The organism is Paenibacillus wuxiensis (assembly GCF_040195695.1).
Taxonomy (GTDB): domain Bacteria; phylum Bacillota; class Bacilli; order Paenibacillales; family Paenibacillaceae; genus Paenibacillus_B; species Paenibacillus_B suaedae.
In genome coordinates this window covers 2,383-15,231 of the sequence record NZ_JBEFZI010000011.1, presented here as the reverse complement: position 1 = coordinate 15,231, position 12,849 = coordinate 2,383, and the positions used below count along the sequence as shown (strand labels likewise).

The 12,849-nt window shown below is 45.5% G+C and carries 5 protein-coding genes (1 of these 5 only partly in view); all 5 read left to right on the top strand.

What is annotated here, in order from left to right:
* Tightly spaced (each overlapping or abutting the next), the 5 genes in view from ABN764_RS23750 to ABN764_RS23730 form a layout consistent with a single transcriptional unit that may run on beyond the window.
* Positions 1–2,147 carry the end of an SDR family NAD(P)-dependent oxidoreductase gene (locus ABN764_RS23750; protein ID WP_446673284.1) on the top strand. The gene continues 6,862 nt to the left of window position 1, outside the view, so 2,147 of the gene's 9,009 nt are visible here — the last part of the coding sequence; the start codon falls outside the window, past its left edge; the stop codon is at positions 2,145–2,147.
* Positions 2,144–5,083 carry a type I polyketide synthase gene (locus ABN764_RS23745; protein WP_446673283.1) on the top strand — a complete coding sequence of 980 codons (2,940 nt, stop codon included), beginning with the start codon at positions 2,144–2,146 and terminating at the stop codon, positions 5,081–5,083. Before ABN764_RS23750 ends, ABN764_RS23745 begins: the two co-directional genes overlap by 4 nt.
* Entirely contained in the window at positions 5,080–10,746 is a 5,667-nt protein-coding gene (locus tag ABN764_RS23740) for an alpha/beta fold hydrolase (RefSeq protein WP_446673282.1), read from the top strand. The genes ABN764_RS23745 and ABN764_RS23740 overlap by 4 nt, the downstream gene beginning before the upstream one ends.
* On the top strand, positions 10,727–11,632 hold the full coding sequence (locus ABN764_RS23735; protein WP_446673281.1) for an alpha/beta fold hydrolase: 906 nt from the start codon (positions 10,727–10,729) through the stop codon (positions 11,630–11,632). The genes ABN764_RS23740 and ABN764_RS23735 overlap by 20 nt, the downstream gene beginning before the upstream one ends.
* Positions 11,629–12,849: a glycosyltransferase gene (locus ABN764_RS23730; RefSeq protein ID WP_446673280.1), complete on the top strand. Its 1,221-nt coding sequence runs from the start codon at positions 11,629–11,631 to the stop codon at positions 12,847–12,849. The genes ABN764_RS23735 and ABN764_RS23730 overlap by 4 nt, the downstream gene beginning before the upstream one ends.

Genomic DNA, 12,849 nt, shown 5'->3' with positions numbered 1-12,849 from the left:
GTGAAGAAGGGCGGCAGTTCGTAGAGGCAATAATACGAAACCGGAAGTTGCATAAGCTGGCACAGATATGGGTATCCGGAGTTGATTTGAACTGGGAGTTCCTTTATGGATGCCAGGCTCCACATCGGATCCCAGCTCCCACGTATCCGTTTGCCAAAGAACGATATTGGCCAGAGGATCGGGCAAAGATCAGTGCAGCACTGCCTCAGCGGATGAAATCCTTGTTCCAGACCGGTTCCAAAGAGGTTGCGGACGGAGAGGAAGACTCCAGAGGCACGGACTATACTTACGTACCAAGATGGAAGCAGGCGCCCACACCATCGGCAGAGGGGCAAAAATCCCAAATTGGCAGTAAACAGGTGCTTATTATGACTTCCGATAGTTCCGACCCGCTTGTGGCTGCAATTCGTTCCCTGCATTCGGCGGATGAAGTCTCAGTAACAGTTCTGGGAAGAGATGCAGCAGAGATTTATCCATCCCAAACAATTATTGACGCTAGTAATCCTTTAGCGATTCATCAGCATATTAGTCAATATTCGAGACTGAATACGGTATACTTTTTGGCGAATTTTAGATGCAGCGCTGGAGAACAGATAAGCATGCTTGAGGATAGTCAAGAACAGGGGACGCTATCTTTATTTCGCTTGGTAAAAGCATTGATGGCTGCTCAGCTTGATCTTGGCTTGGAATTGAGAATCGTAACTTATAATCATTACAACGTACTGCCGGATGATATCGTGACTCCATTTGGGGCAGGGGTGCATGGACTGGCACGTACATTGGCAAAGGAGCTTCCGCAACTGCGCTTGACTCAACTAGACTTGAGTTGGAGCGACGTAGTGCAGAATTCAAATAGGAACGCAATAATGAGCCTTGCCAAAGCTATTGCGTACGAGCCTGCTCAGGCGCGTGGAGAAACAATAGCCATTCGTGGATTCCAAAAATTCAAACGAATTCTGGTTCCCGAAAAGATAACCGTTTCAACTACGCCAACGCGTTTTAGACATCATGGCGCTTACGTTATTGTCGGCGGTTTGGGAACGGTTGGCTATATATTTGCTGAGTATATGGCGAAAACGTCAAATGCTTCTCTCGCTTTAATCGGAAGAAGTGAAATGAATACTGATATGCAGAAGAAGATAGAGCATTTGGAATCACTCGGGGGTAAAGTAATTTACTTGCAAGCGAATGTTGCTGATTATGATGCGATGAGAATAGCAATAGAACGGACAAAGTCGCAATTCGGAACGATTCACGGCATTATTCATTCAGCTTTAGATGTTCAACCCCAAGCGGTGCAAGACATGTCAGAAACGGATTTGCGAACAGCCTTGGAGTCGAAGGCAAAAGGAAGCGTGGTGCTGTATACTCTGGTTCAGCATGAACCACTGGACTTTTTCCTCTTCTTTTCCTCGGCTCAGTCATTTATCGGAACGGCTGGATGGGCCCATTATGCGGCAAGCTGTGAGTTTAAAGATGCTTACGTTTCTTATCTTCAAACAGAATCCCACTTCCCTGTGTATATGGTTAACTGGGGGTATTGGGCCAAGCGCCGCGGGGAGTCTAATGAAGAATTAACTCGATACATTGAGCGACAAGGGGCTTATCCGTTAAGCGAAACCGAAGGCTTACAGTTGATCGAAAGTCTGTTGGGCACTAATATCCGCCAAGTTGCAGCCATTAAGGCTCAACCATACGTATTGGAGTTAATGAATGTAGATCACAGTCATTCCGTTACATTTGAGTTTGAAAAAGATAACATGTCACCAGGACATGATGTCTCTATGAAGATTGCGGGCAAAGGAGCGGGAATAGAAGAGGTTATGGAACTGATTACCCGCAGTGTGGCAGAAGTGCTGCATATGGATTCAGCAAGTATCAATTTTGAATTATCTTTTATGGAGCTTGGCGTGGATTCGATTTTGGCATTATCAATTGTAAAAATAGTAAATGATGCCTTGCAGACTGATTTGACGCCAAAGGATATATTCGATCATGCAACAATTGGACGATTAGCTGATTATATTGTGGGTGTAGATTCCGAAGAGGATGAAGATGAAAGGCTTTTCCAGCTTTTTAAAAGCTTGGAACGCAAAGAACTGGATGTGGATGCGGCAGGCCATCTGCTGAGGGGAGCATCGTCATGATTGACATTGACGCGTACAAGAAGCAAATTCTTCAAATGGTGCGAAATCAAGAACTAACGGCAGAAGCCGGATTGAAGCTCTATAAAATTTTGCAAGCAGATGAATTCTTGACGCAATCGCGTATAAGCGATGAAGGTATTGCCGTGATCGGTATTTCTGGAAGATTTCCAGAAGCTGATAACGTTCATGAATATTGGACGAATCTTGCGTCAGGAAGGGATTCGGTAAAAGAAATAACACGCTGGGATGTGAATGGTTTTTACGATGCAGATCGGAAGTCAAAAGACAAGAGCTACTGTAAAGACGGCGGTTTTATGTCGAATATAGACAAGTTCGATCCGCTGTTTTTCAATATTTCTCCTAGACAAGCCGAATTGATGGATCCCAGACAGCGCTTATTTCTGCAAGAAGCGTGGAAGGTTCTTGAAGACGCAGGCTATTCCAACCGAGATGTGGCGGGCAAGAAGATAGGAGTCTATGTCGGCTGTGAAGGCGATACCGATTATTTTGCATCATGCGAAACAGGAAGCGAGATTGGTTCTGAATTATTTCTGGGAAACTCCAATTCAATTTTGGCTTCGCGCATTTCCTATTTTTTAGATTTAAAGGGACCCAGCATAACGCTCGATACAGCATGTTCATCGTCATTAGTTGCTATTCATTTGGCTTCGGAAAGCATCCGTTCCGGAGAGTGTGAGATGGCGATTTGCGGTGGAATTGCGCTATATACAACCTCTCAAGGTTATGTGCTGGCCAGTCGTATGGGAATGCTGTCTCCGGATGGTAGATGCAAAGCTTTTGATGATCGGGCCAACGGTTTCGTACCTGGCGAAGCAGTCGGAGCTGTACTGCTTAAGTCCGCAGCGAAGGCGATTCGTGATCGAGATCATATATATGGCATTATCCGAGCCTCTGGAATAAATCAGGATGGCAAAACGAACGGCATAACAGCTCCGAGTTCAATGTCACAAACGGCACTGGAAACGGAAATTTATCGGAGATTTGGAATCGATCCCGCTACGATTACTTATGTGGAAGCTCATGGGACAGGGACGAAATTGGGAGATCCGATAGAATTCCATGCGTTGCAGGAATCGTTCAAATTGTTTACTTCCGACAAGCAATTTTGCGGACTGGGATCTGTCAAAACGAATATTGGGCATACAGGGGCGGCTTCCGGATTAGCCGGTTTCATCAAAATTTTACTGGCGATGAAGCATCGTCAGCTTCCGCCTACCTTGCATTTTGAAAAAGAAAATAGCCAGATCTGTTTGCGGGAAAGTCCATTCTATATGGTTACTGAGCTGACCTCGTGGTCAGCAGACCCGGGGAACCCGCGCAGGGCCGCCATCAGTTCATTTGGACATAGCGGAACGAACTGTCATATGGTGCTTGAAGAGTATGATATACAAGTCGAGGAGCCGGATGAATATCCGGCTTCAATGCAGCTTTTCCCGATTTCGGCTAAATCCAAGGACAGCCTTCGCCAAAAAATTTCTGATCTTCTTGCTTGGTGCCAAGAGAACGGGCGCTCGACATCCGTCAAGGAAATTGCTTATAGCTTGCAAACAGGCCGCAGTCACTTCGATTATCGCATTGCTTTGCTCGCCAATAGTATGGAAGATTTTGTTGAACGATTGAATGATGCTGCGGCAGGGAACAGTCATCAGCATATTTTCTGTGGTATGGACAAATCAGCAAGAAATAAAGAGGATATCCCTTCAGATGAAAAAAAAGAATCAATGCGGCTCGTGCAGGCTTTGCGACAATCCGATCCTGTCGGTTCTGAGAGAGAGAACCTGCTGCAGCGATTAGGACAATTATATTGCGACCGAGTATATATTGACTGGAACGGCGCTTATGGCGATGCAGAAGTACGAAAAGTTCCTTTGCCGTCATATCCGTTTGCTATGAAGAAGTATTGGCTTAGTGAAACTGCTGCAGTCAAATCAGAGGCGGTAAATCTCGGGCATTTGCACCCGCTGCTTGATTCCAATGAATCCGTATTCGGTTTGCAAAGATACAAAAAAACATTTCATCTATCCGAGTCAATCATCAAGGATCATGTCATTGGAGGAAACGTAGTGGTGCCGGGCGCTGTTTATTTGGAGATGGCAAGGGCCGCGGGTCAATTGTCCTATCCCGAAAAAAAAGTAACCGCGATTTCAAATATATTTTGGTTAAAGCCACTGCAAGTTTCAACTCCAACGGAAGCGTGGCTGCGATTGGAGCCGACGGGAGAACAGACGGCCGAATTCCAAATTGCAGCAGGTGCCGATGATAGAGAGCATATTCACGCACGCGGCAAAGTACGCTACGCGTCGAAGGGAGAAAATGAACCCGACTTGGGTGAACTCCCAGTGGATGCTATTCGTGCTAGGAGCGCGGAAAGGTTGAGTGGACTCGATTGTTATGGAATATTCCGCAGCATGGGATTCCATTATGGAGTTTCCTTTCAAACGATAGAAAGTGTAAGTGCGAGTGAGCATGAGGTTCTTTCCCGGTATTGTCTTCCCGATCATTTAAAAAACTCATCGAAGTCTTATCTACTGCATCCGGTGCTACTCGACGGTGCCTTTCAATCATTGATCGGTTTTGGCGGAGCAGAGGAAGATGGAGAAGAGATGTTCTTGCCGTTTTCAATCGGTGAAGTGAAGTGGAGCGGAAGCGTATGCGATGTCGGCTATGTCTATGTGCAATATCGAGATGTCCAACTTCCAGGTGGGGAACAAGCGAAGCGATATCGTTTATGTATAACAGATATAGAGGGTAAAGTTCGGGTATTAGTAACGGATTACTTGGTTCGCAAGGTACCGGTGTCGAAAAAGAGTGCTGCCATGAGCGATGCGGAACTGCTGGAAATGTTGAATAGTGTGAAAAAGGGAACCGCCAGTTCTTTGGAAATTGTTCAACTACTGGGAGGGAACAGAATATGACGAAGTTCTCGTCTTTGCAGGAAGTTATCGAGGGCATTAAATCAGGCATTGTAAGCCCGGAAGAAGGGCTGATTTATGTAAAACGTTTCAAAGAGAAGCAGCTTGCAAGCTATCGTTCGGATAATCTTCCACTTGAGACAGAAGAACTGATTTATTACAGCAGTAAATGGGAGCCGAGACCGATTGGCGACTTTGAGAAAACACAAAACAAGCGAAACATTGTTATTTTCGATCGCACTCCGCAACTATATCGCAATTTTTTGGCGATTCTGAGAGAGGAATACAGCGAGTCGCAATTATACTGGGTCAAGGATGGAGACATGTTTGACCAAATAGATAGTCAGGAATTTGGATTGAATGTAAGGAATCCGGAGCATATGGATCGACTGCTGGAGCTAATGTCAAATGAGCGGCATACCGAGTGGGTGTGGATAGTCAATTGGGACTGGCAGGATTGGGAAACGGAAATGTATGAGAAGGAGAACAGGCTGGATGAATATATCCTGAATTTATTTCATCTAACAAAAGCCTGGATGAGAAGCGGGAAGCCTCAGACTCTTCGGATTATGTGCATGTATGAAAGTGAGAGCGATGTCCCAAATCCTTTTTTTACGGCAGTCGGTGGTTATGCGAGATCGGTTCGTAAGGAATTTCCGAGCATTATCATTCAAACCTGCCACATTCAAGATTCGAAGCGGCGCGGCTGGGAGCATAGGATCAAACTATTCCAGCAAATCCTGCGAGAGTTTGATGGTGAAGCAGATGAAGTAGAAATAGCATGCTCGATTCATGGACGACAGGTACTAACCTTGCATGAAGTGAAGGATTCTCCATCTGCCGTAATCAATACAGTCCCTCCACAGAAGAACGGCGCTGTCATTATAACGGGAGGAGTCGGAGGCATCGGATTTATTGTCGCACAATTTTTGGCGAGAACGCGGAAGACTAGCCTCGTCCTCGCTGGTCGATCTGAGGAGGATGTACGGATTGCTGATAAACTTAGTCACCTTCGCTCGCTTGGATCAGAGGTGCTTTACGTTCAGACTGATGTAACCTCACCGGATGAAGTAGATAGGTTGATTGAACGAACCAAGAATAATTTTGGATTCGTTCAAGGAGTTATTCATGGTGCCGGCATCGCAGAGGACAGCGTAATCATAAATAAGACAAGCGCTCAGTTCTGCAGAGTGCTGGCAGCAAAAGTTGCCGGAACGGTGCTGCTGGATCGGGCGACTTGGAATGAACCACTGCAATATTTCGTGTTGTTCTCTTCAATTACGGGGAAGCTGGGCAATGTGGGACAAGCCGATTATGCTTATGCTAACCGCTTTTTAGATGGTTATGCTCAGTATCGTAATCAAGTTGGTCGCTCTGGACACAGCATATCCATCAATTGGCCTCTCTGGACAGAGGGAGGAATGTCTGTAGATTCGCAGATGGAAGAATACATTTATAAAACTTCCGGAATACGAGCAATCAGTGCCGATACCGGGTGCCGAATTTTTGAAAATGCTCTCTATTTGAGTCAGGTGGAAATTATGACGCTCGCAGGTAATCATTCAAAAATAAAAAGTTGGCTGGCGGCCAAAAAAGAAGAGGAGCAACCGGAGAGAATGCCGGTGCAGCAAATTGCCTCCTATTTGTCATCAACCCAGCCTGTCGGCAATAAAACGGATATAAACGCGCAGACAACCGATGCATCGCTTAATCTTGACCAATTGAGGAATGAACTCTCTATTTTCGCAGCTGCGATCATTAAAATCGACCGCAATGAATTAGATGATGAGACGAGCCTGGCGGAGTATGGATTCGATTCGATTACGTTCGTGGAACTGGCCAATCAGATTAATGATCGTTTCGGAATTGAAATGAGTCCCACTGTGTTTTATGGGTCACCTACGATTCATACGATTGCCCAAAATATAACTGAAGAGCACGGAGACACAGTTCAACGCAATTATTATTCGGCTGGTGAGAGCCGTAGTTCATCGGAGTTTGTTCAGGAACTACAGTCTGGTGAGGGGAATATATCCTGTACAGTTCCCCACGAACAATCGGATTTATTAAATGGTGCTTTATTGGATGCTTTAGAGAAAGACGTTAAGACGATTATTTCCGAAATCATTCGATTGGAATTCAGTGAAATTGAGATGGATATCAGCTTAAGTGAGTTTGGGTTTGATTCCATTACTTTTGTCGAGCTGGCTAACCGAATAAACGAAAAATATACGATAGAATTGACACCAACCGTATTCTATGGAAGTCCTACTGCATATTCTATCGTTCAATATTTGTCTGATCATCACCGGGGGGAAATCAGAAATGTTTATTCTTGTATGGCGGAGGAGCGATACCAGTTGCATTCCGATAACTTGAGCCCTTCGGAGGAAACGGAACAACCTTACATGTCACCGATGGAGAATGACGTATCAAGGGAAACTGAAATACCAGCGATGATTAGCGAATATGAACAACAGTCCACACAAGCAGTTGATGGAGCCACCATCCCTGTTGCCATCATTGGAGCAAGTGGGGCATTTCCTCAATCCGCAAATGTGGATGAGCTGTGGGGAAATCTTGTTGCTGGCCGGAATTTGATCAGTGAAATTCCAGAGGATCGTTGGGATTGGAAAGCTTATTTCGGAGATCCGCGGGTTGAACATAATAAAACGAATATTAAGTGGGGCGGATTCATGCATGAGATCGATAAATTTGATCCCCACTTTTTTGGGATATCCGGCAGAGATGCCGAGATGATGGATCCGCAAGAACGCCTCGTTTTAGAGCATGTATGGAAAGCGATAGAAGATGCAGGTTATCGGGCCAAGCAATTGTCAGGAACGAGTACGGGCGTATTTTTAGGAGTCTGTACCGCGGATTATAAGGAGTTGCAGCTTCAGGCAGGGATTCCTGCAGCGATGTGTCAATGGGGGCTCACCAATCGGATTTCTTATATGTTTAATTTCAGTGGTCCGAGTGAACCTATCGATACTGCGTGCTCCAGTTCCTTGGTAGCTATACATCGTGCAGTTGAGGCGATTCGTTCAGGCCAATGCGATATGGTTCTGGCGGGAGGCGTGAACGTGATTGCGAGTCCGAACCCTTATTTGATGCAGAGTAAAGCAGGAATGTTGAGCGAGGATGGCAGCTGTAAAACCTTTGATGAGAGAGCAGACGGTTATGTCCGTGGAGAAGGTGTGGGTATCCTGCTGTTGAAGCGATTAGATCAAGCTAAAGCGGACGGGGATCACGTTTATGCCGTAATTAGGAGTTCTGCTGTTAATCATGGAGGACGGGCCAGCTCATTCACAGCTCCCAACCCGAACGCTCAAGCGGAGGTACTTGTGAAAGCTTACGAACGCGCGGGAATCGATCCGCAGACGGTATCGTATATTGAGACGCATGGCACCGGAACCAAGTTGGGAGATCCGATTGAAATTGACGCTCTGAAGAAAGCGTTCAAAACGTTATATAAAAAATGGAATAGGCCTGTGCCCGAAATACCTAATTGTAGGCTGGGTTCTCTTAAAACGAATCTTGGACATCTTGAGGCGGCCGCAGGAGTTGCTGGCGTAATAAAAGTTATGTTGGCGATGAAGCATTGCAAGCTACCCGGCCTTGTCCATTTTAATAGTCTTAATCCATATATTCAGTTGACTGGATCGCCTTTTGTGTTGGGAAGGGATGTATCGGACTGGTGCTCTGAGGTTGGAAATGGTGGGAATCCGCGAAGAGCTGGGGTCAGTTCATTTGGCATAGGTGGAGTGAACGCCCATGTCGTACTAGAAGAGTATACTGAGGAAGCCTATTTTCAAGAGCAGGGAGAGAATGCATACATCGTTGTCCTTTCGGCAAAGGAAGAGGATAGGCTGTGCGAATATGCGAGACTCCTTGCAAATTATGTATCGAGTTGTGAAAGAAATTGCAACAGTTCCGTTCTTAAGCGACTTGCCTATACGATGCAGTTGGGCAGGGAGGCTTTTGATCACAGAGTGGCTTTTATTGTGTCTGATCTAATGGAATTACACGGTAAGCTTACTTTATTCGCTGACGGAAACACAGAACTTGATAGCGTTTACAAGGGGTGCTCAAAGAGTGGTGGCGTCAATCTTACGCAATTGATTGCCGGATCGGAAGGAAGCGAATTTATACGTTTGTTAATTCAAAATCGTAATTTAAAAAAGCTCTCTCAACTGTGGGTATCGGGTGTGGATTTGGACTGGGGACTATTCTATGATCGGCAGCGGCCGAAACGATTGTCATTGCCTACCTACCCATTTGCTAAAGAGAGATATTGGATACCAAAAGAAGCGGACATTGTGCTTCACGCGACGAATAACGAAGACGAGATTCTGAGAAAAGCCGACAGTCCGAGTACCGAGGAAAGCCCGCTTCTTCTAGAGAAAGAAATTGTTCATATGATGGCAGATACATTGAAGGAACCGATATCGAGAATTCGTCTTGATGCCGAAGTGGCCGAGTTGGGATTCGATTCAATCTCACTCACGGAATTGACGGCACGAATCAATCGAAAATACGGGCTGGAGCTGAAAATAGATCTGTTTTTTAAATATACGCCCATTTCCCGCTTCATTTCCTATTTGTTAGAAGAGTTCGGGGGGCAGATTACCCAACATAACCAAGTGATCACCTCCAGCCTGAAGAGTAATGACATTGATAAGGATGAAACGTCAGCAGGAAATGAAAGCAATGGAAATGCTGAGGGTGGCATACCTAAGCTCCCTGGAAATTTGGAAATTTTGGAGATGGGTCCTTATTCGGACAAATCATTTCTTTTGAAATGGTACCAGATGAGAGAACGGGGCGGCATCCAATTGCAAAGCTTTAATTTTATTGAGGAGTATATGCAGCCTAGTCGGAAGCGGAGCCCGAAAATGCTGCATATGTTGGCGAAGGATTCCATTGAAGAGCAGACGGAAGTCATTGTGATTGGTAAAGGCAAACCGTTGCTGCTCATAACCGGATTTGCGCTTACAGCTCCACAATTCATTTATCAAATTAACGAGTGGTCATCCCAGTATCAGTTGATCATTATTCATCTTCCGGGATGCGGCTTGTCAACCGGACGCCACGATTTATCCGTCGGGGGACTCAGCAGGAGATTTGTTCGAGTGTTGGAACGACTTGGTATACAGGAACCAGTCCATATTATTACTACCTCATGGGGTGGTTTAGTTGGACAGAAGCTAGCACAGGAGAATTTTCAATTGGTGGCCTCTCTTGTATTGACTGGAGGATTCTTTCACGTAAAGCAAGATTTAGACATAAAAGAAAAGCTGCAGATGGATTTTGAAAGAGTTGGTCATGGACAAGCTTTTGAGATTATCGAAAAAAGCCATCAGATCAATCCCTCCATTTCCAAATACTTTGATTTCTTCAATGAAGAAGCCTCTACGGAAGAGGTGCTGTCAGATGTTCTCGTACCTGCGCTGATCGTTAGCGGTGATATGGATTCGATCGTATCCCCAGAGCATGCCATTGCATTGAGGAAGAGACTTCCACACGCTGAATATCAAGAAATAAAAGGGGCCGGACATGCTCCATTTATTACGCATTACAAAGAGTTTAATCGTTGTATCAGCGACTTTATTGCTCGTGTTCAAATAGAAGGAGAGAAAAAGGATGGCACGCAGAACATTTGATGATTTGAAATCTACCTATTACGAAGCGTATGATCGAACCTTGACTCTTTGGAATACTCCATTCACTTCGGTCGAACTGGAAACACATTTTGGAAGAACTCACGTGATTGCAAGCGGCAGTGAGGATGCCCCGCCGATTGTGTTGCTTCACGCTCATGAATTCAGCTCAACGATGTGGTACCGCAATAGCTTGGAGTTATCAAAGCACTTTCGAATATACGCGGTAGACATTATCGGCGATAAGAATAAAACCTTGGTGACGCGTTTTCCGAATAGTCGGGAAGAGTATGCACAATGGCTCTGTGAAGTATTGGACGCATTACATATTGAACGAGCGGATATTGTTGGATTCTCTTTTGGAGCATTACTGGCATTAAATCTCGCAATTCATTTCCCTGAACGCGTTGGCCGAGCGATAATAATGAGCCCTTCATCAGGACTAGTGGGCTTAAGTGGAAAATTCATTGCCAAAATCATCTGTAATTCCCTTATATCCACCCGGAGACAATTCGTATCGAAGCTGTTTCGCTGGAACCAGCATGAATCCCATACCCATTTCTTCGAACAGGTCGTTGCCGGAGCATTGTGGAGGAAGCCTCATCCGAATGTAAAGGCAGGAAAAAGAGTATGGCCGCATGTTTTTAAAAACGAAGAACTGAACACTATTACATGTCCGCTTTTGATCATGTTGGGAGAACAGGATATTACCCAGAATCCGCAAGCTGCGATGGCTAAAGCGAGATCGTGCTTACCTAGCGCCGTCATGGAAATGTTGCCGGGGGTGGGACATTTTTTTAATCTCCAAGTTCCTGAAATTGTAAATGAAAGAGTTATATCCTTTATGAAGGATGATAACCCTGCGTCAAAGGGGGATGTAAGACATTGAAAAAAATCGTACTGGCCAGTGAAGGTTCGAACGGAGACCTGTTTCCGATGCTTGCCCTCGCAAACGAATTAATGCGATTAGGTCATGACGTTGTCGTATGCGCTCCGCCCAACAATGATTCTTTCGTGCGCAAATGCGGTTTTCAGTTTATTCCTATAGGCGTCGACTTTCAAGCCCTGCTTCAAGAGCATGCTGATAAAGTCATGGGGAAAAACCCGATGCGAATCATGAAACTCACGGTAAAGTTATTAAGGGAGCAGGTGCAAAGACATATTAGCCAGTTAAAAGAGGCTGCTATTGATGCGGATATCATGATCGCATCAGGTGTTATGTATGCGGCGAGGTCTGTAGCAGAATATTACCGGATCCCATTTCGATTATCCGTGGCTATCCCGCAAGTTTTGCCTTCTCGGAGTTATCCGCCATTGCTTATCAACGCTCTTGACTGCCCACAGTGGGTCAATCGCTTTTTGTGGTGGGGAGACAGCAAATTTCAAAATCGAATGATATTGAAAACGTTAAATGAGGAAAGGGGTAAGCTGGGATTACCCCCGGTTCGCGATATTCAACACTATTTGTTAAACGATATTATCATTCCGGCCGATCCGGTACTGGAGCCTGTACGGGCCAATCCTGCATTTCGCTTTACTCAAACTGCATATTGGCATTTTGAAGACGGGGCTGATCTTGATCCAAGCATATCCCAATTTATCGAGGAAGGGGATCCTCCCGTCTTCATTGGATTTGGCAGCAGCACGGATCCAGATCCTTTGCGTACAAGAAATATACTAAATGAAGTAATTGAGACAAGCGGGCAGCGATTTATCATCCTAAAAGGCTGGGCTGAATTGGGAACAGGCTTGAATCATGCCAATGTTCGTACGATAGATTTTGCCCCTTACTTGAAGCTGTTTCCTAAGATGGGAGCCATTATCCATCATGGCGGTTCGGGAACGACGCATTGCGCAGCGCGTTCAGGGGTTCCGCAAATTATTATTCCGCATGCGATGGATCAATATCGATGGGGGAGTACGATCGCAGCGAAAAAGCTGGGGCCCGATCCGATCAATCGTTCTAAGTTAACTGCCGACAAGCTGTTGCACGCCATTAAAGAGGCCGTGACCAACCCCGAATTCAAGAAACAGGCTAGCCAGGTGGGACACTTAATGCGACAAAAGAATGGGGTCGAGGAGTTCATTCGTCAATTCCCATTGTAG

What these genes read in the sequence shown, in the direction of transcription:
- ABN764_RS23745 (WP_446673283.1), top strand. Translation starts at nt 2,144, where the DNA reads ATGATTGACATTGACGCGTACAAGAAGCAAATTCTTCAAATGGTGCGA.
- ABN764_RS23740 (WP_446673282.1), top strand. Translation starts at nt 5,080, where the DNA reads ATGACGAAGTTCTCGTCTTTGCAGGAAGTTATCGAGGGCATTAAATCA.
- ABN764_RS23735 (WP_446673281.1), top strand. Translation starts at nt 10,727, where the DNA reads ATGGCACGCAGAACATTTGATGATTTGAAATCTACCTATTACGAAGCG.